Here is a 25,255-nt window from a genome sequence, read left to right as displayed (position 1 = left end):
TATGGTGCGTCGCTATGAGATTTTATATCGTATTTGAATATTTGCGATCGCGACGCACCCTACGGCTTGATAGCAACCGGAAGTATGGTGCGTCGCTATGAGATTTTATATCGTATTTGAATATTTGCGATCGCGACGCACCCTACGGCTTGATAGCAACCGGAAGTATGGTGCGTCGCTATGAGATTTTATATCGTATTTGAATATTTGCGATCGCGACGCACCCTACGGCTTGATAGCAACAACGCGAATTCGGCGATAATCTGCAATCCAATTACCATCGCGGTACAGCGTCGATCGCAAACGCTCTGCAACGGAGTTAATTACCTGCGATCGCACATTATTAGACAACCCCGATAAAAACCCACCAGCAAACATCTCAATCCAATTTACCATACCCGCGCTGCCACCTTCTAGAGGAGTCGGTCGATCGAACAAAACCGCATAACCCACATCAAAACCCTGCTTTTCCAAAAGCCCAGCATACTCGCCAATACTCGGAAAATACCAAGGATTAAGCGCTTCAGGCTCCTCGCAGCCAATTTCTGACAAAACACTCAAAAGTGCGCGGACGATCGCCCCCACGTTCCCCTTACCGCCAAACTCAGCCACAAAACGCCCTCCCGGCTTCAGCGCTTTTTCCACACAATTAATCACAGCATCCGGCTGTTTAATCCAGTGCAAAACCGCATTAGAAAACACAGCATCTAACGGCTCTCCTACTTTAAAACTCCTCGCATCTGCGGCAGCGAATTTAATGTGAGGATAGTTAACTTTTGCCGTGGAAATCATCGACAAAGAGGAATCAATACCTTGCACACAAGCACCACTTTGAGCAATCTTTTCAGTTAACTGTCCCGTACCGCAGCCCAAATCCAGAATTTGTTCACCAGCCTTCGGAGCGAGTAACTCCAAAAGTGATTCGCCGTACTGCCAAACAAAAGCATGATTTTGCTCATAAAGAGCTGAATTCCAATAATTTTCTGACATCTCTTCTCTTCTTTCCTCTTTTTTTCTCTTCTCTTCGCGTTCTTAGCGCCTTCGCGGTTCGTTATTAAATTATTTGCCAGCAAGCAGATTAATTGCATTCCCATCAATACGGCAAACTCTAATATTTTCCAAAATCCGGGCTCCCTGCTTTTCATAAAAAGCAATTCCGGGCGCATTTGCAGTATTAACAGTCCATTCCATACGGCCGCAATTTGTTGACTCAGCAATTTGTGCCAAATACTTTAACAGCGCTGTCCCGACTCCCATACCGCGCATAGGAGCTTGCACAAATAAATCATCAAGCCAAAGGCACGGCTGCGTCAATAAACTTGAATAGGACGAATAAAAAAGAGCAAATCCTACCGCTTTTCCCGCAACTTCCGCCAACAAAAGCCGCACTAGCGGAGGCTGGCAAAACAACGTTTGCTGCAATTTATCTGCTGTTGCTGCCAACAAATTTTTAGAGCCATCAAACTCGCTTTTTTGAGAAATAAAATCCACGATTAATTCCAAATCTGCCACATCTGCTTCTCTAATTCTGATATCCAAATTAGCCATTGTTTAATTCTCAACTTCGCCTATTAATCACTGTATGAAATATCAGCATCAATGTCCAATATATGTTTAACTAACAATTTATACTTTTAAAATATCAATCATGGGGACTTATGGAGCTTCGGCATTTGCGTTATTTCATTGCAGTTGCAGAGGAACTGAATTTTACTCGTGCAGCCGAAAAACTGCATATTGCCCAACCTCCGCTGAGCCAACAAATCCAGCATTTAGAGGCAGAGTTGGGATTTCAACTGTTTCGCCGCACCAAGCGGACGGTGCAGTTAACGGCAGCGGGACAGGTTTTTTTCGAGGAAGCCGGGAAAATTCTGCAGCAAGTCGATCGAGCAATTCAACTCGGCAGACAAACCAGTCGGGGCGAACTCGGCCAACTGACGATCGGCTTTGTGAGTTCTGCAGCACACAACGTGGTTCCAGCCATTTTGCAGGCCTTTCGCACTCGGTGTCCCGCCGTCAAGCTCGAGCTGCACGAGCTGACAACAAACGAACAGTTGCAGCGGTTGCGGTTCGGGCAAATTGATATCGGCTTCGTGCGCCCTCCGGTTGAGGAAGACGGGATAAATTCTGAAATCGTTTTTCGAGAACCGCTGATCGTGGCACTGCCAGAAACGCATCCGGCGGCCGATCGCACGCATCTTGAATTACGCGAACTTTCCACCGAACCGTTCATTTTGTTTCCGCGTTCCCAGGCTCCGGGACTCTACGATGCGATCGTCAGTCTTTGTCAGCAAGCAGGTTTTAGCCCTCGCGCGGCTCAAGAAGCAATTCAAATGCAAACCATTGTCAGCTTGGTAGCCGCCGAAATGGGCGTGGCGATCGTCCCGGCGTCAATGCAAAATTTCCAGCGCAGCGGGGTTGTTTACAAAGCGTTACCAGAATCAACCTGCATTGTGGCGATCGCTCTAATTTGGCGCAGCGATCCAACGGCGGCGGTGCAGCGGTTTTTGGAAGTCGCCAGACAAATCAGCGGATTTGAGATTTGAGATTGTAAATTTTAGATTGACTGGCAATTTGACAAACTTATCAAAACTCAAAGATTTTCTGTGCAACAACACCCGTAGAATGATTAATTGATGCTCGGAGTTCGAGCAACTACTGCCGTAAAAGTCGGTACGATGCGACCCCAACGGCTCACAATATCCCATATAAATATTAAGTACAAGAGAGCAAGGGATGGTATTGGCAACAGAAATGGGTTCGTCCCAACCGGAATCCTCTTTCGATTTATCTACTTATCTAGTCAAGCGAAAAGAGGCGATCGAGGTAGCTCTCGACAGTGCACTGCCGGTCATCTACCCAGAGAAAATCTACGAAGCAATGCGCTACTCGCTGCTAGCGGGGGGCAAGCGCCTGCGTCCGATCCTGTGTCTGGCTAGCTGCGAACTGGCCGGCGGCACTACATCTATGGCAATTCCGACAGCTTGCGCTTTGGAAATGATCCACACGATGTCGCTGATCCACGACGATTTGCCGGCAATGGACAATGACGACTACCGGCGCGGCAAACTAACGAACCACAAAGTCTACGGCGAGGATATCGCCATTTTGGCTGGCGATGGTTTGCTGACCTATGCTTTTGAATTTATCGCCACTAAAACTGAGAACGTACCCCCCCAACAGGTGTTGCAGACGATCGCCCATTTGGCGCGGGCATCGGGTGCTGCTGGACTCGTAGGCGGTCAAGTGGTTGATTTGGAATCGGAAGGAAAGACAGATGTTTCTCTGGAAACTTTGAATTACATTCACGCTCACAAAACAGGCGCGCTGTTAGAGGCTTGCGTAGTTTGTGGGGCAATTCTGGCTGGGGCTTCGGCTGCGGATTTGCAGCGGCTGTCTCGTTTCGCTCAAAATATTGGGTTGGCTTTCCAGATCGTTGACGACATTTTGGATATTACTGCTACCCAAGAAGAACTGGGCAAAACTGCTGGCAAAGATGTTCAAGCAGGAAAAGTCACTTATCCGAGTTTGTGGGGAATTGAGGAGTCTCGGCGCCAAGCTTCGCAGCTTGTTGCTGATGCTAAGGCTCAATTGGCAGTGTTTGGGAGTAAAGCTCTACCGCTGCTGGCGATCGCCGATTATATTACCAGCCGCAGTAACTAGAAATACTAAACACTATGCAGGAAATTTGCAGCGGCATTTTAAACAATCATGTACTCGTGGTTGCTTTGATCGCTTGTCTGGCGGCTCAGATCATGAAGTTGCCGATCGAGTTGGTCAAAAACCGCAAGTTTAATCTTCGGTATTTGGTAACAACGGGGGGAATGCCCAGCGCTCACTCGTCTTTTGTGGGCGCTTTGGCTGCTGGAGTGGGACAAACGATGGGATGGGAAAGTCCAGAGTTTGCGATCGCTGCGATCTTTGCAATTATTGTGATGTATGACGCAGCAGGCGTCCGCCAAGCTGCAGGCAAGCAAGCTCGCATCCTCAACCAAATTATTGACGAGTTTTTTGAGGAAGATCACAACCTTAATGAAGCTCGCCTGAAAGAGTTGCTGGGACACACTCCTTTTCAAGTGCTTGTAGGTTTGGGGCTGGGAATCACTATTGCTTGGATCGCAGGGCCTGCATATTAAGTTTTAAGTACGGAGTAAATTTGGGGCAGTGGTGTTTTTTGACGAGTTGGAGGTAAAAGTTGGTGGCGGGGATTAATAGTTCGGCAACTCATCCGTCTCTAGCTCAGAAAAGCACCCGAACTTTTTGGAAGTTTATGGCAATGCCTATTCCCTAATTAAGCACTTCAAAAAGTTCAAAAAGTTTTTTCACTTCCCACTCCTTGGAATTGTTTTGCTATGCTCCAAAGACTATATGTACACAACTTCAGATGCCTAGAAAACTTTGAACTGCCGATAAAGGGGATGCCATCTGCTCTCTTGATTGGAAAAAATGGTGCAGGTAAATCAACTACTGCCTCTGCATTAGAAGTCCTTCAGAAGATTTGTCGAGGCATCAATAGAATGCGCGACCTGGAAAAACTTAACCTTATTAGCTCGAAAGATTTCGCTCGTGGAAGGTCGGATGTTCCCATCCGGTTTGAAATAGAAGTATTACTCGAAGAAAAATTATACAAATATGTCCTTGCCTTAGATTTACCAGAAAAATTTAGAGAGCTTCGAGTTTTTGAAGAGCAACTGCTAGTTGCAGGAGAGCCAATTTATTCTCGAAAAGAAGCCCAAGTCACTCTTCACACCAGCTCCCAAAATCGTGAAGCTCAGTTTCGGGTAGATTGGCATCTTGTTGCCCTGCCAGTAATTCAGGAGCAATCTGAGACTGATCCGCTTCATATTTTCAAGACTTGGCTGGCTCGCACGATCATTTTAGCCCCGATTCCCAGCTTGATGACTGGAGACTCAAACGGTGAAACTTTGGAACCAAAGCGAGATGGTTCAAACTTTGGGGAGTGGGTTTCGGGCTTACTGAGTCGCTATCCTGCGGCCTACACACAGGTTGATAAATATCTCCGAGAAGTCATGCCTGACATTCAGGATTTTCTGAATGAACTAATCGGCAAAGACTCGAAAAGCATGATTGTTCGGTTTGAAGCAAATAATGCGAATCTAAGTATTGAATTTAATGACTTATCTGACGGGGAGAAATGCTTTTTTCTTTGCGCTGTTGTCTTGGCTGCCAACAAATTTTATGGCCCCCTTTTTTGCTTCTGGGACGAGCCAGATAACTATCTATCCTTATCGGAGGTTGGACATTTTGTAATGTCTCTGCGACGCTCATTTAAAAATAGCGGTCAAATCTTAGTGACATCGCATAATCCTGAAGCAATCCGCAAGTTTTCAAATGAAAATACCTTTGTATTAGATCGCAAAAGCCACTTAGAGCCAACTTTAGTCAGACCGCTGAGTGAGATGTCTGTTAAAGGCGACCTGATAAATGCCTTGATTGGTGGCGACATAGAGCTATGAGTAATAAGTATCAACCGCACATTCATGTGTTGGCGGAAGATGATGCTAATCGCCAGATTGCCAACGGATTTCTTCTTGCGCCAAACCTTAATAACCGTGCTGTTAAAGTCCTGCCACTTCCTGGTGGTTGGAAAAAAACTGTGGAGGAATTCACGAAGAAGTATGCGTCTGAAATGCGACAATTACCACAAAGAATGATGGTTTTGCTCATTGATTTCGATGATGATGAAAATCGGTTGAGTTATGTAGAAAGTCATATTCCAGATGATCTAAAAGCAAGAGTATTCGTGCTGGGAGTGCTATCTGAACCAGAGAATCTAAGGACAGACATCAAAAAGACTTTTGAGGAAATTGGAGAAGGTCTTGCAAAAGATTGTTCTGACAACACAAATGAGTTATGGGGACATAATCTTCTCAAACACAACAAAGCAGAATTAGATCGTATGGCTTTATCTGTAAAACCATTTCTCTTTAAATAAATAGACCAAAAGTCGCGCACGCTACTTAAATGTCAGGTGCGCGATTGCCAATAATTTAGCGGAGTGTGGCTCGATCAAAAGTCGCGCAGCCTAATGACTACTGACCGAATTCTGCTTGCAGCAGGTCATCGTTGTCATCGGCGATCGTGGCGACAATAGTAATAACCCGGGAAATTTCCCCGGTCGAGATTTCCGCCATTGTCCGAGTCGATACTACGGCAACTTGATTGTCAACAATCGCAAAATGAGATTCCAAAGTAGACAGCCAATTCATTTCTAGAAGTTTCCGCATTAATTGAGCTTCATTCTTAGCTGGCAACTGCAGTACAAAAGCCCAAACAGTCAAAGTATCATCTTCGGTTTCGCCCGTGAGTTGCACGAACACTTCAACACTGCCGTACTTAAACTTCCAAAGATGTCCGCCAGCTTCACTTTGACCGACCATCACTTTTTGGTCTACAGCCATGCTGGCGATGACAGTTTCAATTTCTTCTGCATAGGTGACGGCTGTGGCTTTTTCGACCTGCTCGGAGGCGATCGCGCTTTCACTCGATTGGCTTTCTGCGGAAGCTGTTTGTATGTTCGGCTCGCTGGTAGTCATCAGAAATATGGGTTTGAAACCCCGTCCTTTTAGGACGGCTTTACATTGAGTTAAAACATGCAGCGGGGTGGAGGGGTATGGTTGCCCCTCCGATGAGGTATGGTTGCCTCAATCTCATGAAGGAGTAAAGTTAGCACGCGCCTTTGTTTTGAGAGCTTGTTAGGCCCAAAGCACTGTCCCTGTTACCTTAGAACTGTTTAACCTTCAGCGACAGAGCAAGGAACTAGCTACGCATTCTCCCGGTGTCGTGACTCAAAAAACGTAGTCAGTTAAGACTTAGGCCCGTCAGAACGGCTTGTTAGATTTCTCCTTCAAGCCTCATGCCTTTAGGCTGAGGTTCCTGACGATTATATTTAGATGGAAAACTATTCCAATAATCAGTTTACTTGCTAAAGCTTAAAATTATGACTTTAAATAACTGGTTCCGAGGCTAGGCCTGGGAACCAGTTAATCTCGCTTGTTTGCGGAGGCAGACGCAAGTTTGACTTGCAGAGCGGTTTCAACCAGGTTCCCGATCGTATTTAAGGCTTGGGCTTAGTCGCCGTCGGCTTCTTCTCAATGGTATTCAAGCCGTTGAGGAACATGGGCACCAATTTCTCCATAAATGCCTGCGGGTCGCGGTTCCAGGCGCGCTGAGCTACATCGACTCTAGTCATTTGCAGATCCGGGGCGAGCAGGGTTCTGGGTAAGCGTTCCATCAGGTATTGCGGGCGTTCCCACATCGGCATGGTGTTGGCAATATCCACTAGGCGGGTGACGCGGCGGAGTTCTGCCCCCAACATGATATCCATTCCCGATTCAAAAGCTGCTTGTTCGATCGCCACATACTTGCGCTTTGCCTGTTCCACCTTTTGGCGGTGTTCCGGGCTTTTGGCAGCTATGGAACCCAGCCAGCGGTTGCCCCAGCGGACGTGACCAGCTTCTTCGGGAAAAATCTTTTCGATTGTTTCGCGGATTTTGATGTTTTCTGCGGTTTGGGGAGCCTGTTTGAGGGCGTGGATGTGCGCTGAGAAGTATTCGCAGCCCCGCTTCTCGGTGACGTTAATCGCGGCGAGGGAAGAAATTACGAAGTCTTCGCGGTTTGTGGTGGGGTCTTGTTTTTCGCTGTCATACAACCTTTCAAATTCGTCAATGTAGGAGACTCCTGGCGGCGTTCCCACATTTTGGCCGAGGTCTACCAGCAAGTCGGTGAGCCACATGGCGTGCCGCGCTTCGTCGGAAATGTGCCGAGACAGGTCGCGCACGAGTTCGGCTGGTTCCCCGTTTAGCTGTTCGATCACCTCGGTGAGGTCTTTGCAACTGCGCTGTTCGCTAAACCGGTAGCGGTTGAGGGTGATCAGGTGAATTTCGCGATCGCGCACCACTTGAGCTAAAATTTCGCGCGCTCCCATAGCGTTCCGCAGCTTGCGGGGATAGGCAACAGTCATGCTTTTATGTTGTTTTGTAAAGATACCTATATAAGTGTAACGCAGTTTTTCGGCTTCCTAATTCACTCGCAAGGCAGAAAGTTATTGTTTAGCACGGAGATTGAATTTTATACAGACAATTTTTTTACTAGCTCAACCAATGACAATAGTTTTGAGTTGCGAGTCATACCATTTGAGATTTTAGATTGTAGATTTTAGATTAAAAATGACTGATGACTATCAGGGTTTGGAGCTTTTCTACAGTTACGTTATTTTTTTAAGCTCCTATCACGCAAGGGTTGCGCGGAGCACACAAAGCAACCTCATACACTCAAAACTTGTCAGGTTCCGTCGAGTCTGAAGCCTCAACACTAGCAGACTCTTGTTGAAATTTTCGCGCCTCTTCTACTTCTAATCTAGCCAGAGTAGTCGCCACATCAGCTAACTGTAAAGCCAGATTCATCCGACAAATCGGGTTTTTTTCCCTCCAGAGGTCTTTTGCCAAGAAATGCACTCGCGGGGCGAAACATTTTAATTGAATTTGGCGGAGTAACTTTCACCAGAAAACGAGCGAGAAGCCCCTGGCTTTAGACATGGGGAGGAAAGCGGCTGCGACTTCAGTCGCCTTGAATCAAAATCCATAGGAATAGCCATCTTTTTTGTGAATAGGTTGGCAATATTTATGACTAATTCCTGCTACTCTTCCCTTCATTGTAGCGATGTCGAACGAACCGGATGCACGGCAAAGAACTCGTCCCACGTAGGAACCGACTTTCTTGCCTGCGGTGACTGTCGCGCCAACAATATCGCCAGGAGAGAAAACCCACATGGATCTGCTTTTTTGATCTATGTCGAATTGGGAAGCCAAACCGATCCGTGCCACACATTTGTCGAGTACCGTGTCCTGCTGCTTTTATTAGCAGCGGTTGAGAAGTCAGCACCTTTAATTCTTCGACTTTACCTACGCAAGCAGCATCTAACCAGTGAGATTTAGGTAGCTGCAAACGAGTGCGATTGAATTTTGTCAAGCCGCCACTACCAGTAGAAACTGGTAAACCAGTCATACGGAGTTGATTAAATAACGCCCAGCGAGTCGAATTAACGGCTGCTGCGTCTTTTAATGGACGTTTTGCTTGAGACAGGATCTTTTTCAAGACATCTGGCTTCTTAGAGAGGAATTGCTCAATGCCTTGAGTTCCTTTCTTGACATTGCATTTTTCACAGGCAAGACAAAGATTAGAAATGCGATTAGATCCGCCTTGGGCTTTGGGATGAATATGTTCGACTTGTAGTGGTGTATCTGTAGCTCCACAGTACGCGCACTTTCTATCCCACTTATTCAACAAATATTCGCGGATCTCGTAACCACATAAAACGCCTTGCTGATACTCCAGTCCACTAATCTCTGGATTTTCTAGTTGTTGTAAGTCAAATCGCACAAGTTCTTGAGCAATAGAACCAATGGGAGCGACTTTCATCAATCTAGTTGCCCAGGTTAGGGTTGTTTCGACACGATGTTGTAGGCTTGGAGCCAGCCACCCTTTCGGGCGAGTTCTATTTAAAAATTTCGCTTTTCGATAGCGAGTATGGCGATTTCTTCTGCTCCTACGCAGTGAACGGCGAGATTCCAAGCTAGCTTTAATTGATTGACCGGGCGTGAGCTAGTTCTGCACCAAAGATTACGTCCTCTCCTTGCACTAATGCGATTCCAGTAGTTTTGGAGCCAGGGTCTAATTTAAGAGTGATTGGTTTTTGGGGTGCTGTTACCTCTACTTTGAGAATGAGTGTGAATGGATACCTTTTAAAAACAGCAGCTTTGCCAGTGGTTAGCAATTTGCGAGCCAATCCTGGGCGGATTGGATTGAGCGGTCGTTTGTGACTATCAAGTACAAAAACGAAATTAGACATAAAGTCCTCCATTCCTGGGTAATGTTCGCTCCCTTGAATGTTTTATGAGCTTGTTATGCCAAAAGCACTGGTTTAACCCCGCCCGAGCCTGTTTAACTTTTAGCGATAGAGCGGAAAACTAGCGTCGCATTCTCCGGTATCATGACTCAAAAAACGTAGGTCTAATCCTGTCTCTGGTAAGGTTCGGGCTTTCTTCTTGCACCGCTGGCGATCGAGCCGGACTTCCCAAAAGCCCCCGCTTTTAAGCGTGGGGTTCCTTACGGTCATAGTCTTTCTTCGGTTGAAGTCTGAATGCCCAGCAGCACCCGTTCTAGCTCCAAGTAAACAAATGTCAGCATGATTACTTTATCTTCATCGGTGATTGTAACACTACAGGTTGCCGATCGAGGTTCAACGCCTTCGTGCCTTACAACTACAGTATATTTTCCCTGCTTCAGGTTATCAAAATTCACATCGGCCTCAAACAGATCAACTGTCTCCTCGGCCACCACTCGTCCTTCTTGAGTCAGTAAAGTGACAAACGCAATGCCGTCAACTGAAGTCATGGCGACGTTACTCTGATTGCGGATCATCACAAAAATATCGGACATCATTGGGTCATTGGTAATTGCTAATTGCTAATTTAGAATGAGTGCATAATCTCACAAACAAAGGAGCATAAATACAGTGAATTATTTCAAGTTTTTGCTAATTTTGACTATTAGTGCAGCGGTTCTCGGTTTGGGAAGAAGTGGGGCCCTAGCTGCTGTCTGGAATATCTCTGAGAATGAGCCTGGTTTGCAGATTCACGGCGTGCGGGTTGCTCAAAGGGACGATCGCAATTTAAGCAACTCGAAAGGTACATTAAAAGAAGGCAGTGCCATCTCTGTCGATCCAGATGATGTGGTTGGCATACCAAAAGCTGAGGCGCGGCAGCGTTTCATTCTGAATAAGATATATCGGGTTCAGGAAGGCACTACCGCTGAGGATTTGTTTATTGTTGATGAGAAAGCAAATAAATGGGCTGTAGAGGATGTCTCAGAAGCTACAGAGGGCGCTACTACTCACAGCGTTGCCCAGATAGTGTCGGGTGACGGGAGAGTCTGGGCGTTGATCCAGAAGTTCTAAACTCAAAAAGAACGCCGCTTTTAAGGGCGGCGTTCTTTTTAATTAAAAATCACAGGTTAAAAATGGTATAATTACCATTTTTAACTTTTAATTTTCAATTATTAATTTTCTAACAGTCGTAGTAGAGAGCAAACTCGTAGGGGTGAGGACGCAGCCGCATCGGGTTGACTTCATTGTCGAGTTTGTAGGAAATCCAGGTTTGGATGAAGTCTTCAGTAAATACGCCGGTTTCAGTTAAGAAACTGTGGTCTTTTTCTAAAGCTTCTAAAGCGCCTTCCAAGGAACCGGGAGTTGAAGGAATTTTGCTCAATTCTTCAGGGGAAAGGTCGTAGATGTCCACGTCCAAAGGTTCGCCCGGATCGATTTGATTCTTGATGCCGTCTATGCCGGCGCACAGCATGGCTGCAAATGCTAAATAGGGGTTGGATGTGGCATCGGGACAGCGGAATTCTAACCGCTTGGCTTTGGGGTTGGTTCCCGACAACGGAATCCGCACTGATGCCGATCGATTCCCTTGAGAGTAAGCTAAGTTTACAGGGGCTTCAAAGCCCGGAACTAAACGCTTGTAGGAATTGGTCGTGGGGTTGGTGATTGCCAAAAGTGCCGGTGCGTGCTTGAGAATGCCGCCGATGTAATGCAGTCCCATTTGACTGAAACCAGCATATTGATCGCCTGCAAATAGAGGCTGGCCATCTTTCCAAATCGACTGGTGAACGTGCATCCCGGAACCGTTGTCGTTAAACAGCGGTTTGGGCATGAAGGTGATGGTTTTGCCGTATTTTTTGCCGACGTTTTTGATGACGTATTTGTAAGTCAGCAAGTAGTCGGCAGCTTGTACTAAAGTTGCAAAGCGGAAACCGAGTTCGCATTGACCGCCGGTGGCGACTTCGTGGTGGTGCTTTTCGATGGGTACGCCGCATTTTGCCATTGTCAGCAGCATTTCCGTTCTCATGTCTTGTGAGGTGTCGGTTGGTGCTACTGGGAAATAACCTTCTTTGTAACGCGGTTTATAGCCGAGGTTGCCGCCTGCTTCTTCTTTACCGGAATTCCAACGACCTTCGATCGAATCTACGTAATAGTAGCCGGAATTTTGGGTTTGGTCGAAGCGAACGTCGTCAAAAATAAAGAATTCTGCTTCCGGGCCAAAGAATGCTGTATCGCCGAGACCGGTGGAAAGCAAGTAGTCTATGGCTTTTTGGGCAATGGTGCGGGGACAGCGACTGTATGGTTCGCCGGTGCGAGGTTCTTTGATGCTGCAAATGAAGCTGATGGTCGGTTCTGCCATGAACGGGTCCATCCAAGCGGTGGTCGGATCGATTACCATCGTCATGTCTGATTCGTTGATGGCTTTCCAGCCCCTAATGCTGGAACCGTCGAAGGGTACGCCGTCTGTGAATGCGGTTTCGTCGATTTGGTCGTGGTACAGGGAAAGGTGCTGCCAGATCCCCGGCATATCGATGAATTTTAGGTCAACTATCTGGATCTTATTTTCTTGTATGTAGTTTAAGGCTTCTTGGGGTGTCTGGAACATGACTTACTCCTGATATTGGTTGTGTCTTGGCGATCTGCCGATTTCAGACTGTTTGGGCGATCGTAGGCCTTCAGTATCCACTATTTTGTATCTATGGCTACAAAATTTTGAAATAGTGGCCCAGTGTGGCCGGGCAGTTTGAGATTCTTGCCCTGTGGATTATTTTTCGGCTGAACATACAAGGCAAACGGCTGAATTTTACGACAGTTTGCCGCGGATAGACTACCCTTCGTGAAAATCCTATCTCAAATCTTAATCAAACGCCGATTTGTAGTAGTCTACAATAGGCGGTCTGTCTCAGATAGCAAAGTATTGATAAAGATTTTTGGGAGAGAAACTTATGCGCGATGCAGTGACGAGCCTGATTGAAAATTATGATGTTGCTGGTAGGTATTTAGACCGAGATGGTATCGATCGGTTGAAATCTTATTTTGCAACGGGCACGGCACGGGTACAGGCGGCGGCGGCGATTAACAGCAATGCTGCGGCAATTGTCAAGCAAGCTGGTATTCAGCTATTTGCTGAACAGCCGGAACTGATCCGTCCCGGGGGAAATGCCTACACGACTCGTCGCTACGCGGCTTGTCTGCGGGATATGGACTACTACTTGCGCTATGCTACTTACGCCCTGGTGGCTGGAAGTACCGACGTGCTCGACGAGCGCGTGCTGCAAGGTTTGCGAGAAACTTACAATTCTCTAAGCGTTCCCATTGGCCCGACGGTGATGGGGATTAGCATTATGAAGGAGATGGTTAAGGCTCAAGTGCAAGCTGCTGGCTTGTCTGTGGGGCCTTTTTTGGATCAGCCTTTTGATTACATGATTCGCGAATTGAGCGAACAAGATATTTAACTACCAGCCGGGAAGTCCCTCGGTATATTTAAAGGGGATTAATCTGAGCGCTGCGCGAAGTACCCCGAATAAATTACCGCAGGGATGAAAGGCTCGTCGGGTGTAGGTACCCAAACCGACAATTATTTCTGTATATCCCTTGATAATCTGGAAATACTCTGATACTCTATTGGCAAGTGGGGGTGGAACTACCTCACTATAAAAAGCCTTTGAAAAAAAGGAAAAAGAAGCCTGCGGTCTAACTGTACTCAGTCTGTACTCAGTTGACCGTCAGGTTTGTTCACGTCAATTTGCTAGTTCTTTTAGCAGCAAATTCCGCTTGTTGCTTGCAGTTAGCAGCAGTTGGATCGATCGCTTTTTTTGACCTCACAGCCTCCAAGCGATCTTTTTTTATGGGTTAGACAATTTTAGATTAAAGATTTTAGATTAAAAATTTTAGATTAAAAATTTTAGATTAAAGATTTGAATAATTGGGAATGACTGATGAATTAAGGGTTTGGATCTTCCCTATAATTGCATTCTTTCTTGAAACTGGTGCTAAAAATCGCCAACACACCCCCAGACGAGGCATTTGTCCAGGGGATTTTTGCTTTGGCGCAGAGCGACTTGTGCGACGGTTGTTGCTTCTACTTCGCCGTTGGGGTAAAGAATGTGGATGATGTCACCGCTGACGAAGGCGAGGGGATTTTCTTGACAATTGCCCGGATTTCTGATAGGAAAGTTAATTGTTTTCATGGTCGATCGCCCTGATGGTATTTGTAGCGCTTTTAGCTGCATATAAATCATCCGCTAGTCGCAAAAATTATTGTGTGATTCTACGGATGTTTATCTGTGATAAAACTACACACTCAGAGCGATCTCAGTCACATCATGTGAGGTGGGGCGATCGCCCCGCGACAATGGAAAAACCAAAATAATCGCCAAAAATTAGCAGTGGGGCTTGTGCGTAAGTGCTAATCTGGTACTGTTCTTAACCCATTGGTGTCAACTTAACGTCAAACCCCATCACAGACTGCTGTGTGGCTATTAAATCTAGATCCCCCCTAGCGAGCGGGCGGGCACGGGGAGTAGGGGTCGCACCGCCCCTACGAAGGGGGGGACAAGAGTCTTTTCAAAGTCAACCCCTACTCCCCTTCTTTAGGGGGATTTAGGGGGATCTAGACTTAGCGTAAAAACGAGATTTCCCAAGGGTTTCAGGCGATTGTTGACATTAATGGTTCTTAACCCTATCCGTACAGATTAAAAACCTTGGCTAAACAGCGACTAGACACTTTATTGGTCAGCCTAGATTTGTGCAGTTCCAGACAGCAAGCTCAGGCCTTGATTCGGACTGGGAAAGTCTCCATCAACCAACAGGTAGTTGACAAACCGGGCACTGAGGTTGACATTGCAGCAAAAATTCAGATCAAAGAGCGATCGCGCTATGTTTCCAGAGGCGGCGACAAATTAGCCAAAGCTTTAGAAGTTTTTGCGATTCCCGTTGCAGGCAGAATTTGTCTCGACGGTGGCATTTCCACAGGCGGTTTTACCGACTGTCTCCTGCAAGCCGGCGCTGCCCTAGTGTACGGCGTAGATGTTGGCTACGGTCAAGCAGATTGGGGCTTGAGGAACGATCCGAGAGTAATTTTGAAAGAACGCACCAATTTGCGGTACATGACTGCTACTGAGCTTTACGGCAATTCACCCCCCCCAGCCCCCCCTTGTCAAGGGGGGGAGCAAGATTCTTTGCCAATAGGGGTTTATGCAGATTTGGCGGTAGTAGATGTGTCGTTTATTTCCCTGGATAAGATTTTACCCGCGCTGTGGGAATTGTTGGTACCACCGCGAGAAGCAGTGTTGCTGGTAAAACCGCAGTTTGAGGTAGGGCGGGAGAGAGTCGGGAAAAAAGGCGTAGTGCGAGACTCAGCAACTCAAGCTGATGCGATTTTTCAAGTGTGGAAGGCAGCCACAGCTTTAGGATGGCAGCAACGCGGCTTAACGTGGTCGCCTTTACTTGGCCCGGCCGGTAATATCGAGTATCTTTTATGGTTGGGGATCGATCGCGAACAGGAGCCAGAGCCGAGGGCGATCCTCTTCGAGGGCTGCGCTAACGAAGAGGATGTTGTGAAGGAACGGATCGCACAAGTTACCAAAGCGGCGGCGCGGGAACTTGTCGATCGATTGTAGATTGTAGATTGTAGATTGATTTCAAGATGTCAAGCTAATCTATTTTAAAAGTCAAATTAGGAACTCCAGATTGATCTAAAATTTCAATTTTTTTGTCAATCAGACTCCTAAACTTTCACAAGAGTGAATAATTCCATGCAATCATTCAAACAAGCCGGCTCGATTTTACTCTACGTTCTAGGTGCCATCGGATATGTAGCAATTGTAGCTAGTATTGTAGGCGTTTCAATGCTCATCAAGTGGGCAGCTCTGCTACTGGCAGACAAATTATTATATACAATTCTGATTATCGGGGATTTGTTGAGGGGTATCGAAATTATTGAACTGTTAAATATATTGGTATTTGCATTTATCGGTATGGGAGTGGGTGTGGCGACAAGGCTTCTACACCCTCAATACGGTCGCAAAATTAGTGCGGCTTTGTTGATAGTTATAGTTCCCTTAGTTTTCATGATTACGCCAGCCATCAGATATAATTCTTGGCTGGAAAAAGTAGGAGAATCCGATAAATTATCGCCTCCGGAAACTGCCACATTAACTAACTCATTTTTGAACAGAAAGGTAGGACTGCCTGGTTTTATCGGTTATTACGTATATAGTGGTCAGTTTCCGGTTATTCCGACGAAACAATCAGAGATGAAAGACCTTGACAGCTTTGAAAAAAAAGTTAATTCCAGATTTGTACAGTTCACAGGTATTGCTCCGACTATTGTTTCTTGGTCAATGCGGGTTTGTTTTTGGCTGATTAGAATATTTTACTTTTCTATAGCGGTAATTGCGACGATCGCGCATTTTAGGGAAGGTGTTAGAATTGCCAGACGGTAATACGATTTTCGATTTTGGATTTTCGATTTTCGATTAGAGAATTGGGAATTACTGATGAGTATGGTGGTTGGGAGTTTACCTACAGTTGCATACTTTTTTGACCATTGTGTAAGAAGAAAAGCATTAGGGTGAGTCAGATGCTAGCTCTTCGATTATTCACAAATAACCATCTGGTGACGCACCCTACTCAACTACTAGGGCAATTTTTAATTGCCAATTTTAAACTCTTGCTGCAGGCGATCGATAATTGTATTACGCTCGATGGTGGCGAGAATGTCTTGAATTACCGTATCTTGTCCAAGGGGGCCCCAGGTGCAGCCTTTTTCTAAATAAACTTGGGCGGCGCGACCGACAGCGTAGGTTCCGTAAGCTGCTAAACTAGCTTGAGTGACAGCAACTCCGGCAAAAGTAGAAAAGCCGATGTGCGGGGCCGCAGCGGCCGCAGTTTTGCCAAATCCCAAGAGGAAACTGCTACCCAATTCTCCCAAAAGTACGCCGCCAGCGCTGGAGAAAATAGTCTGCCAAAGTTTCCCGGCTTCGTAACCAGTCATAGGTAAGCCGTAAAGTCTCGATAAAGAGCGAATTAACGCTAAATCTGCGACACTTGCTCCCATTACATCCAAGAAAGCCACGGGATTTAAACCGACAGCCAAAGCTTTATATTTTGCAAATTGCCAGATTAAATCTTCGGCTTCTGTTTGCCGCAATTTGAGAACGTGACGGGCAATGTTTGCTTCGGCATCTCTAGCTTCAACTAAAGCATTTAGAGCGAGGAGCGATCGACCTTCTCTGTTAAGAATTGTCAAAATTTTATGTTTGAGTTCGTCTATCTGCGCGGGCGGCGACTCCCATTCGTAAGTGACTCTTCCGTCGGACCATTCCACCCGCACTTGCACCGGCGCTGGTTCGGCGGCTACCATGACTATTTCTAAAGATTTGGAAGTTTTAGGCGGTGATTTTACAGTAGATTTATCGGAGGAGTTGTTTGGGCGATCGGACAAATTTTCGCTATCTGTTTCCTCTATTACCGCAGCGGCTGCTAACTCTTCAGAATTTCCCAGCGCTTGCAAACTTTGGTAAATAGCTTTTCTGTCTAATTCTGGATACAGGTCAATTTTATTAAAAACTAAAATCACCGGTTTTTGAGCTGTTTGCAATTCGCACAGTGCTTGATATTCAGTTCGGGTAATATCGCCTGCAACGACAAACAGAATTAAGTCAGCTTGGCGAGTTACTTGTTTCGCCATTTCGCCGCGCACTTCGCCGCCAACTTCATCAAGTCCGGGAGTATCGATTAATTCTACTTGCACCCCTCCTTTCCCCCCCTTGGCAAGGGGGGGTTCCATAAGCCCCCCCTTGGCAAGGGGGGGTTGGGGGGGTTCCTCGCTGTCAAGGAAGGATAAAGGCACACTCCAGCGCACGGAACGCGGCCACTGAGTCACGCCGTTGAGAGGGCCTGTTTGCAGAATTTTATGACCTAAAAGCGCGTTTAATACGGCTGACTTGCCACGGCTGACTAAGCCGAAAGTAGCAATGCGGATTATGTTGTGGTCTAGTTTTTCTGAGGTGGAAGTTAAAATATCTAACTGATATTGCAGCGCCGCTTCTAATTCTGTATTATTCGAGTTTTTTTTGCCTTGGCGCAGGTGAGAGTAGCGCGCCAGGGATTCGCGCAAACTGGCACGGGCAAGAGATAAGCGATTTTCTTGAAGGGAATTGTCAGCCATTGGCGATCGGCTTGTTTAAGCAGGTATAATTGATCGTCGAATTATAAATCCTATTTCTTATTTTAATACAATTTAAAAAAAAAATCTAGCTTTTTAGTTACTAATTTTCCAAAAAATATTGAACGGGCATCTTGCCCATTCCACAATCACAAAAAATTTTTGTGGAACAGGCCGGAAAGCCTGTTCTTTTCCCTAACACTAGGCTCCGCCTCGGAAAATTTGATCGACGTTCAACTCCATGTTAGGAAATGTAGACGAAATAATGCGATCGCTCCCTCTGAACTGTGTAATCCTATACTCTCCGTCCACAAGCTGACAAACCGAAAGCGTGGGTTGTTTGGGGTCGCCAATATGACGTATACCGCCGAATCCAGCATAATCCGCAATCCAATATTCGAGAATTCCCATCATTTCGTAATCTGCCAACTTTTTTAGATAATCGTCGCGCCAGTTGGTACTGACAACTTCAACAAGTAGCGGGATAGATGTTCCTTGGGTGATTGTTGCTGACTTCAACCATAAGGGTTCAGATGCTAAAGCCTGACGGTTTAATAACAAAACATCAGGGATATATCCTGTATCTTTAGCTGGTGGCTTAACTAGCGCTTTCGAGGGAATGCGGTATGGAAGTTGCAGTTCGGTGTAGAGCAGCGTAAATTCTTGAACAAGGTATGCTGTGATATCTTCGTGTTCTCCTGTTGGCTGCATTTCAACCATTACCCCATCGTGAAGTTCGTAGCATCTGTTCTCAGCTTTGGATTCTATAAATTCTTCAAAGGTTAGTATTTTTGGTTGAGTTTGTATCATCGTGCAAACTGTCTTTGATTGTATAATAGAAGGAAGAAGGAAAATATTAACTGGTTCCCCTGCTCTGCCGGGGAACGGGCAAGATGCCCGTTCCACAACAAAAAACTGTCTTGTGGAACAGGCCGGAAAGCCTGTTCCTTTATTTTACTTAATTGACCGCCGACTTAAGGGTTTCGGGTCCAGATACCTGAGAGGAAAGGCGACTCGCCACTTGGTTGACGAAAGATTGCAAGAAAGAAACTTGCTGATTTTGCGTAAATACGGCTTGCAAAGTTTTAGTCAAATGGTCGATATTTAAAATGCCTATTCCAGCATTTTCCCCTTCTCGACTTTGGAAATATTCAATTAAACTCAGTCCAGCTATTCTGGTAAAATATGCTGCACTAATTCCCTGCACCGCGCCTCCTGCTACGTAGGTGACGGCATTGCTTTTCAGCAGTCCAGTAATAGTTTGGGTAGACATTTCTACCAACCCTAATTTAAACATTTGACTTGCCAAAGTTGCCGCTACTGTCTTAGCTTGGTCTAAGGAAAACTTTTGCTGGTAGATAGCGCCGAGGTCGATTACAAGTTGGGTACTGATGGCGGTTGTTGCTAGCAAGTCTAAAGCTGGAACCGGGTTAGTAAAGACGGCGGCGGCGGCGATGTACTGATATTGTTCGATAATGGGAAGTGCCCGATCGCGCCTGACTGCATTTAATAAGGTTTTCGCCTCTAACTTGATACTTGCAGCCTCGCGCACTGCACTCGCCCAGACCAACTGTTGCCGTTCTTCAGTTAAGATTTTAGTCAATCTTTCCGTCAGCCCGTCGAGTTGAGAGACTTGATTTTCGATGCGTTCTTGAACTGTGCCGTCCGCTTGGTGCTGCCGCACTTTAATAGAATTGGGAGAAGCTGCGATCGCAATTATCTCTTCTGTCCCCAATATTCCTTGCATTTTCTGCTGCAAAGAGTGCAAAACCTGCGACTGCTGTTCTGGCAAATATTGGTCTTGTTTGTTCCAGACTAGCAGCACGCGCTGACCTGCAGACGCTAGCTGAGATAATGTTTGAAATTCCGAATCTGTGATGTCGCCCGCTGTCACAAACAGCACTAAATCACCGTTGATTTTGGCATCGGCATTTGTATTAGCAAACAGCGCTGCTGTTTCTTGTAAACTAAGCTTTTGCGAGTGTTGAGAGACCCAATTAGAATTTAAAACTTGAATTAAGGCAGTTTTGCCGACAGCTTTGCCGCCAGTTACGGTAATCCGTAAATCTTGTCTATCTAATTCGCTTCTGAGCCGATCGAGCTGTGCTGTTAGATTAGCAGGATCAGCAGAGTTTGGAGCTTCTGAAGCGAGCAATTTAATTGCTGTTTCTGAAGTCGCGATCGCTTTTTCGGCTGCTTCCCGGTTGGCCAGGGGTTGCGGGAGTGCGAGTTCGAGTTTGGGGGATTGTTGCTTCCACCACCAATACCCCGCACCGGCAGCCGCCAAGCCGATGAGTGCCGTTTCGCCCATTTCTGAACCCGAATGCTGTAGAGTTTCCAGCAGCCACAGCGCTGCTGAAAGTCCTATTCCGCCTATCAAAATCGGTCGCCGCAAGTTAAGTGTCATTTTTTCCTTCCTGTGGGTATTGTCACCAAGCTTAACCTTCGCCGGCTTGGCCTCCCTCCCTATATTCCATCGTACCTCTGCGGCATCCAAACTGGCAGGCGGGCGATCCGACTTTTTGCGATCGGGATTTGCGGCCCCGGCGACAATCAACTTTTTGCACTTCTACAAAGGGGGAATGAAGGGCTGAAGCCGTCACTACAAACCAATAGATTTTTACAGGATTTTGCAAATATAATAGTTGATTTTGGCTTTATGTTGGTAATGCTTGAGATTGTGATTCAAAAATATCAATTATTTGTTTGGGAATTGCTCGCGGGCGCATGGTGGTCACTTCAACCCAAACCCAAAGCGCCTCTGCTTTTAACAATATTTCGTCACTTCCAGCCAAGCGAATTTCGTAGCGGCGGACAGCGCGCGGGCCGCGCATTTGTTCGATCCAAGTGGATATCTCCAATCGATCGCCCGAGGCTGCCGATCGCAAATAGTCAATCTCTATCCGCCGCATGACAAAGACGCCGCCCAATTCCCGGTAGCGATCGAGTGTAAATCCCAAGTGTTCTAAATGTTCGATCGCAGCGTGTTCTAAATAATGCTGGTAGACAGCATTATTTACGTGACCGAGGGCGTCCATTTCGTAATGGCGCACTCTAATTTGTGCAGTAAATGGTGCCAATTTCTCACCTTTCCACTTGTTGCGGTATTTTGTAGTTCCGAGTGCGATCGCGCTCTGGGTCGATACTCGATCGGAACTGATTGCAAGTTACACTAATCATAGTTGAAACGCCACTACTTCCAGGTTAATATTAGTCGTGGAAGCACGATCGGTGAGCACCTTGGTTTTTTAACCACAATACACTGGCTTAAAACCCTCAGTCTCGGTTAACCCAGTTTCGTGGTTCTGAGTGCGTCCCCGACTAAACCTTTGAGAAATCGGACGGGTAATTGTTTAGTCTCCCAGACAAATCCCTAAACCGCGGGCAGTTTTAACCAGAGTACCATCGAAGTCTACAGGTCTGTATTTGGCGATCGCATCTTCCAGAGGAACGCTCACAACTTCCCGCTTTTGCCAAGATACCATGCAGTCGTATTTCTCTTCGGCAATTAAATCAACTGCTGCGATGCCAAAAGCAGAAGCAATTAATCTTTCTAGCGATGAAGGAGTTCCTCCGCGTTGAATGTGTCCCAAAACGGTGACGCGAGTTTCTGCACCGCTGCAGTCAGAAATTGTATCAGCTAAATACTGACCAATTCCGCCTAATCGACTTTGACCTAAACGATTTGTGTGCATTACTAATTCGCCTTCTTCAGTGCGAACTGCCTCCGCTACTATAATTAAACAGTAGTTTTTTCCCCGGTCTTGGCGTTCTTGGATTTGGGCACAGATTTTGGAAATTGTGTAAGGGATTTCGGGAATCAGAATTATATCAGCTCCCCCTGAAATTCCGGCACTAATTGCAATATGTCCGGCGTCGCGTCCCATGACTTCAACAATCATAACGCGGCTGTGACTGGCCGCAGTAAAATGCAAGCGGTCGAGTGCTTCAGTGGCAATATTGACAGCAGTATCAAAACCGATGGAACGCTCGGTAATTCCGACATCATTATCAATAGTTTTAGGAATAGCAACTAAATTCAAATTACCTTGTTGAGCAATCTTCCTGAGAATGGCGAGACTGCCATCGCCACCAATGCCAATTAAGGCATCCAGACCTAGTTGATGATAGCCTTCGATAATGTCCTCAGCCCGATCGCGTAGAGTCCCATCCGGCATCGGGAAAGCAAAAGGGTCGCCCTTATTTGTCGTGCCTAGCATCGTACCACCAATGGTGAGCCACGAGTCTACTTTCTCAATATCCAATGGAATTGCTTCAGGGGGACGACTCATCAATCCGTTGGTGGCTTGACGAATCCCCATCACTTTCCAATTGTAAGTTCCCGTTGCGCGGTAGACAACGGCTCTAATAACTGCGTTTAAGCCTGCACAGTCACCCCCGCTGGTGAGGATACCGATACATTTTTGTTCTCCCATAATTGCCCGACTTTTGTTACTCTGAATATGAGTTGATATTTTTAGATCCCGATCGTCCAATCCTGATTTTAGACGTAAATAGGTAGGCAAAAATAAACTTTACTCTGTAACAGAATGTAAAGCTATCATAACTTTTGTGATTGCTTTCATAAGATATCGCTCCTTTGGGGAGCGTTTCACTCGTTTTTGACTACTTATGTATTTTCAAGCTTCATCGACCTAATTGAGTGCCTCATCTCTGAAGCATTCCACAAGTTCGATCGCCAACTTGCGTAGCATCGCCAATCACCGTCTCCAACAAAACATCAATTTTACTTGGGATTGAGGCGTTTAGAAACTTGGTTAATTATACCGCTGAGAATAGCACCGCCCATAAGAATTCCGAGGGCGGGATTAAATACGGGCTGCCAGAGACTGTACCACAAATCAAAACCGAGATTCACGCCAGTCGATCGACCTGCTACTGCGATCACAAACCACCCAAAAATGGCAAAGACGAAAAACACATCAGCTACTAAAAACAAGTTGAGCAAGTTAAGAAATTTATCTTTCATTGTCGAGGGTTCCTTTTGAGTGTATATGTGTCAAGTTTTGGCAAGCGGTTGGTAATGGAGCGGATTGATAGCTGCAACTGGCGATCGAATAAAGATAAAATATCATTCAATTGTTTTCGCGCACAGGCTGTCAAAATATGGTTCGCTATACACTTCCTCAAAGCCCCGAAATTATTTTAACTGTCAAAGGGAAAGATTCAGCCAAAGCCCGCGAAGAAGCGATGGATCGGCTGATGGAGCTCATGGATGAGGGCAAGCTGCCTACGGAACTCGTGGAGGGATTTGGGCCCAAGCAGTTTGTTGAAGTTAAGGATATCGAAGATGCTGCGTCTGAAGGCGAGGACGCGATTACTGAAGCCGTGCAGATTTTGAGCAATTTGGCAAGTCTCAAATTGAAAGTGATGGAATCCCGCGAAGAAGCACTCAAAATCCGGGCGGCGATCGACATTTTGTTTACAGATGAGGCTGTGACTGCCGAGGAAATTAGTCGTTTGAAAGATGGTTTCAAGGTTCTCAAAAACTTTGCTCAAGCTAACGTCCGCTATCGAGAAGCTAGAAGTAAAGCCGAAGAAGCGCGGGCAATTCTCGACGAAGCTTTGCAATCTGTCGAACCGGAAAACAAGGCGCAGAAATCCGCGAAATAGTAGCAGGTTGCATTGACACTCACATCTTGCACCATTCTCGCTTAACAGGCAAGATCCCTGTTTCACCAGAAAATTCACTCTTTGTGGAACAGGCCGGAAAGCCTGTTCCTAAAAAAACTGATTGAGAATGGTGCAATATCTCAGTTGAAACCTATTTCTGTCATTGCGATCCGAAGGGAAGCAATCGCAAACCTCGGCGATTGCTTCGTTTTTTTTATTCGGACATATAATAACTCTGCTGGCAGACATAATATTAATTATATCCACATTTAAATCTGGGAAAAATTGTGAGCCAACAAACAGAACCTCTTAGAAACTCGATGTCAGGCAGCTTGTTGCTGGCTAAACAGTTAGGTTTTCAACCAAGAACTGTGATTGATGTCGGTGCCGCCTTGGGAACTTTTAACCTTTACGAAACTTTCCCCAATTCGCGACATTTGCTAATTGAACCCATCGCCGAAAATGAACCTTACCTCGCCAAAATTTGCCGCAAGCTCAAAAGTGCAGAATACATTATTGCTGCAGCGACCAAAGAATCGGGAGTTTTCACCCTCAACGTCAGTCCCGGTATGGTGCATTCTTCACTTGCTGAAAATCGCGTTACTGACAGCAGCAATCCTTATTTGAGGAACATACCAGCAATTACCCTGGATGGAATATGCAGGGAAAGAAACTTGCCAGGCCCGTATTTAATTAAAGTTGATGTAGACGGACAGGAATTAGATGTTTTAGCAGGAGCAACTGAGATTTTGCAGCAGACTGAATATGTAATTGTAGAAGTTACTTTATTCGGTCAGATGTATGATGTAATGAGTTTTATGAAGTCCCAAGGCTTCGCAGCTTACGATATTGTTGATTTGGCATATCGCCCGATTGATTCAGCTTTGTGGCAAGTTGACATGGCTTTTGTTAAGGAATCCGGCCACTTCCGAAGAGAGAGGGGTTACGCGACAGGAGAGCAGGATATCGAAGCACTTAACTCGCATCTCAAAGCTTATCGGGAAAGTTTCATCCAACACATTGAGACTCATTACAGCGACCCAATAGAGCCGGAACCACAGGTCACTCAACCTGTTTTGGGCGAAGATTATGTCATCATTTAACTCAACTTGCTTCCATGATACCAAATCCGGGTCGCACTTCGCACGCTTATTTAATTAACCCTCAACATCTAAAAAACTGGTTTTCTAAATGCTGCTATTGTCCTCTATAAGCTTGCAATCTGTTGTAAATTGGCTTTCATGGGATATCAGAAAGTGGGAATGCCCTAATCCGGCAGGGTTGTTTCATTCTCTTGTAGGGGCAAACCCCCCGTGGTTGCCCCGATGCCTGAAATACCCATGAAATCATCTGTGGGTGAGGGCGGGCACGGGGGCACCGCCCCTACAAAAGCCTGATTTTCCGTAGGGGCAATCCTCCCGTGGTTGCCCCGAAACTACAAAAGCCTGGTTTTCCGTAGGGGCAATCCCCCCGTGGTTGCCCCGAAACTACAAAAGCCTGATTTTCCGTAGGGGCAATCCCCCCGTGGTTGCCCCGAAACTACAAAA

Annotated in this window: 27 protein-coding genes and 1 pseudogene; 11 read left to right on the top strand and 17 right to left on the bottom strand. The window is 46.2% G+C overall.

Annotation, left to right across the window (positions count from 1 at the left end; translation table 11 throughout):
* Positions 1 to 225: 225 nt before the first annotated feature.
* Positions 226 to 990: a methyltransferase domain-containing protein gene (locus tag QUB35_RS07425; protein WP_333140778.1), complete on the bottom strand. Its 765-nt coding sequence runs from the start codon at positions 988 to 990 to the stop codon at positions 226 to 228.
* A gap of 69 nt (positions 991 to 1,059) precedes the next feature.
* The gene (locus QUB35_RS07420; protein ID WP_333140776.1) at positions 1,060 to 1,548 is read right to left on the bottom strand and encodes a GNAT family N-acetyltransferase; all 489 of its coding nucleotides are present in this window, start codon (positions 1,546 to 1,548) and stop codon (positions 1,060 to 1,062) included.
* Positions 1,549 to 1,658: 110 nt separating this feature from the next.
* On the opposite strand from QUB35_RS07420, the gene QUB35_RS07415 reads away from it, so the two are divergent.
* The 5 genes from QUB35_RS07415 to QUB35_RS07395 all read left to right on the top strand — a co-directional run bounded on the left by QUB35_RS07415 (position 1,659) and on the right by QUB35_RS07395 (position 5,956).
* Positions 1,659 to 2,546 carry a LysR family transcriptional regulator gene (locus QUB35_RS07415; RefSeq protein ID WP_333140774.1) on the top strand — a complete coding sequence of 296 codons (888 nt, stop codon included), beginning with the start codon at positions 1,659 to 1,661 and terminating at the stop codon, positions 2,544 to 2,546.
* A 190-nt stretch (positions 2,547 to 2,736) separates the two neighbouring features.
* Positions 2,737 to 3,663 (top strand): geranylgeranyl diphosphate synthase CrtE, encoded by a 927-nt coding sequence (gene crtE, locus QUB35_RS07410; RefSeq protein ID WP_333140772.1) that lies wholly within the window; start codon positions 2,737 to 2,739, stop codon positions 3,661 to 3,663.
* A 14-nt stretch (positions 3,664 to 3,677) separates the two neighbouring features.
* The gene (locus QUB35_RS07405; protein ID WP_333140770.1) at positions 3,678 to 4,136 is read left to right on the top strand and encodes a divergent PAP2 family protein; all 459 of its coding nucleotides are present in this window, start codon (positions 3,678 to 3,680) and stop codon (positions 4,134 to 4,136) included.
* Between the two features lie 216 nt (positions 4,137 to 4,352).
* Positions 4,353 to 5,477 carry an AAA family ATPase gene (locus QUB35_RS07400; RefSeq protein ID WP_333140768.1) on the top strand — a complete coding sequence of 375 codons (1,125 nt, stop codon included), beginning with the start codon at positions 4,353 to 4,355 and terminating at the stop codon, positions 5,475 to 5,477.
* Entirely contained in the window at positions 5,474 to 5,956 is a 483-nt protein-coding gene (locus QUB35_RS07395; RefSeq protein ID WP_333140766.1) for a hypothetical protein, read from the top strand. Before QUB35_RS07400 ends, QUB35_RS07395 begins: the two co-directional genes overlap by 4 nt.
* 97 nt (positions 5,957 to 6,053) lie before the next feature.
* On the opposite strand, the gene QUB35_RS07390 is transcribed toward QUB35_RS07395, so the two are convergent.
* From QUB35_RS07390 to QUB35_RS07365, 6 genes and pseudogenes are all read right to left on the bottom strand, one after another.
* Positions 6,054 to 6,557, bottom strand: coding sequence for a YbjN domain-containing protein (locus QUB35_RS07390; RefSeq protein WP_333140764.1), 504 nt, complete (start codon positions 6,555 to 6,557; stop codon positions 6,054 to 6,056).
* A gap of 521 nt (positions 6,558 to 7,078) precedes the next feature.
* Positions 7,079 to 7,984 (bottom strand): ferritin-like domain-containing protein, encoded by a 906-nt coding sequence (locus QUB35_RS07385; protein WP_333140762.1) that lies wholly within the window; start codon positions 7,982 to 7,984, stop codon positions 7,079 to 7,081.
* Between the two features lie 310 nt (positions 7,985 to 8,294).
* Entirely contained in the window at positions 8,295 to 8,426 is a 132-nt protein-coding gene (locus tag QUB35_RS07380) for a hypothetical protein (RefSeq protein ID WP_333140760.1), read from the bottom strand.
* A 168-nt stretch (positions 8,427 to 8,594) separates the two neighbouring features.
* Positions 8,595 to 9,871 (bottom strand): annotated as a pseudogene (gene iscB / locus QUB35_RS07375) (RNA-guided endonuclease IscB).
* Positions 9,872 to 9,970: 99 nt separating this feature from the next.
* A complete protein-coding gene (locus tag QUB35_RS07370; protein WP_333140758.1) occupies positions 9,971 to 10,138 on the bottom strand; it encodes a hypothetical protein in 168 nt (55 codons plus the stop codon).
* Positions 10,135 to 10,464 carry a hypothetical protein gene (locus QUB35_RS07365; RefSeq protein ID WP_333140756.1) on the bottom strand — a complete coding sequence of 110 codons (330 nt, stop codon included), beginning with the start codon at positions 10,462 to 10,464 and terminating at the stop codon, positions 10,135 to 10,137. The genes QUB35_RS07370 and QUB35_RS07365 overlap by 4 nt, the downstream gene beginning before the upstream one ends.
* A 73-nt stretch (positions 10,465 to 10,537) precedes the next feature.
* Between QUB35_RS07365 and QUB35_RS07360 the strand changes: the two genes are divergently transcribed.
* Positions 10,538 to 10,978, top strand: a complete 441-nt coding sequence (locus tag QUB35_RS07360) for a hypothetical protein (RefSeq protein WP_333140754.1) — start codon at positions 10,538 to 10,540, stop codon at positions 10,976 to 10,978.
* Between the two features lie 109 nt (positions 10,979 to 11,087).
* Here the strand turns inward: QUB35_RS07360 and glnA are convergent, their stop codons facing one another.
* Complete coding sequence (gene glnA / locus QUB35_RS07355; protein WP_333057654.1) at positions 11,088 to 12,509, bottom strand: type I glutamate--ammonia ligase; 1,422 nt, start codon at positions 12,507 to 12,509, stop codon at positions 11,088 to 11,090.
* A gap of 340 nt (positions 12,510 to 12,849) precedes the next feature.
* Here glnA and apcB point away from each other — a divergent pair, with 340 nt between their 5' ends.
* A complete protein-coding gene (gene apcB / locus QUB35_RS07350; protein ID WP_333036060.1) occupies positions 12,850 to 13,359 on the top strand; it encodes an allophycocyanin subunit beta in 510 nt (169 codons plus the stop codon).
* 537 nt (positions 13,360 to 13,896) lie between these two features.
* On the opposite strand, the gene QUB35_RS07345 is transcribed toward apcB, so the two are convergent.
* Positions 13,897 to 14,136 carry a hypothetical protein gene (locus QUB35_RS07345; protein WP_333140752.1) on the bottom strand — a complete coding sequence of 80 codons (240 nt, stop codon included), beginning with the start codon at positions 14,134 to 14,136 and terminating at the stop codon, positions 13,897 to 13,899.
* Positions 14,137 to 14,607: 471 nt separating this feature from the next.
* On the opposite strand from QUB35_RS07345, the gene QUB35_RS07340 reads away from it, so the two are divergent.
* Entirely contained in the window at positions 14,608 to 15,525 is a 918-nt protein-coding gene (locus QUB35_RS07340; protein ID WP_333140750.1) for a TlyA family RNA methyltransferase, read from the top strand.
* 135 nt (positions 15,526 to 15,660) lie between these two features.
* Positions 15,661 to 16,350, top strand: coding sequence for a hypothetical protein (locus tag QUB35_RS07335; RefSeq protein WP_333140748.1), 690 nt, complete (start codon positions 15,661 to 15,663; stop codon positions 16,348 to 16,350).
* A gap of 206 nt (positions 16,351 to 16,556) precedes the next feature.
* Here QUB35_RS07335 and QUB35_RS07330 read toward each other — a convergent pair whose 3' ends face one another.
* From QUB35_RS07330 to QUB35_RS07300, 7 genes are all read right to left on the bottom strand, one after another.
* Positions 16,557 to 18,077: a DUF697 domain-containing protein gene (locus QUB35_RS07330; protein ID WP_333140746.1), complete on the bottom strand. Its 1,521-nt coding sequence runs from the start codon at positions 18,075 to 18,077 to the stop codon at positions 16,557 to 16,559.
* 198 nt (positions 18,078 to 18,275) lie between these two features.
* A complete protein-coding gene (locus tag QUB35_RS07325; RefSeq protein WP_333140744.1) occupies positions 18,276 to 18,884 on the bottom strand; it encodes a Uma2 family endonuclease in 609 nt (202 codons plus the stop codon).
* A gap of 148 nt (positions 18,885 to 19,032) precedes the next feature.
* Complete coding sequence (locus QUB35_RS07320; protein WP_333140742.1) at positions 19,033 to 20,481, bottom strand: slr1306 family protein; 1,449 nt, start codon at positions 20,479 to 20,481, stop codon at positions 19,033 to 19,035.
* A 31-nt stretch (positions 20,482 to 20,512) separates the two neighbouring features.
* On the bottom strand, positions 20,513 to 20,710 hold the full coding sequence (locus QUB35_RS07315) for a hypothetical protein (protein ID WP_333140740.1): 198 nt from the start codon (positions 20,708 to 20,710) through the stop codon (positions 20,513 to 20,515).
* Positions 20,711 to 20,731: 21 nt separating this feature from the next.
* The gene (locus tag QUB35_RS07310; RefSeq protein ID WP_333140738.1) at positions 20,732 to 21,154 is read right to left on the bottom strand and encodes a thioesterase family protein; all 423 of its coding nucleotides are present in this window, start codon (positions 21,152 to 21,154) and stop codon (positions 20,732 to 20,734) included.
* Between the two features lie 273 nt (positions 21,155 to 21,427).
* The gene (locus tag QUB35_RS07305; RefSeq protein WP_333140787.1) at positions 21,428 to 22,510 is read right to left on the bottom strand and encodes an ATP-dependent 6-phosphofructokinase; all 1,083 of its coding nucleotides are present in this window, start codon (positions 22,508 to 22,510) and stop codon (positions 21,428 to 21,430) included.
* Positions 22,511 to 22,821: 311 nt separating this feature from the next.
* Entirely contained in the window at positions 22,822 to 23,064 is a 243-nt protein-coding gene (locus QUB35_RS07300; protein WP_333140736.1) for a hypothetical protein, read from the bottom strand.
* A gap of 137 nt (positions 23,065 to 23,201) precedes the next feature.
* On the opposite strand from QUB35_RS07300, the gene QUB35_RS07295 reads away from it, so the two are divergent.
* Positions 23,202 to 23,708 (top strand): hypothetical protein, encoded by a 507-nt coding sequence (locus tag QUB35_RS07295; RefSeq protein ID WP_333140734.1) that lies wholly within the window; start codon positions 23,202 to 23,204, stop codon positions 23,706 to 23,708.
* A gap of 287 nt (positions 23,709 to 23,995) precedes the next feature.
* Positions 23,996 to 24,811, top strand: a complete 816-nt coding sequence (locus tag QUB35_RS07290; RefSeq protein ID WP_333140732.1) for an FkbM family methyltransferase — start codon at positions 23,996 to 23,998, stop codon at positions 24,809 to 24,811.
* Positions 24,812 to 25,255 lie beyond the last annotated feature (444 nt).

The sequence above is a fragment of the Microcoleus sp. B13-B6 genome, assembly GCF_036705405.1.
Lineage (GTDB): Bacteria > Cyanobacteriota > Cyanobacteriia > Cyanobacteriales > Microcoleaceae > Microcoleus.
The sequence above is the reverse complement of the archived record's forward strand: the minus strand, read 5'-3'. Positions and strand labels throughout refer to the sequence as shown.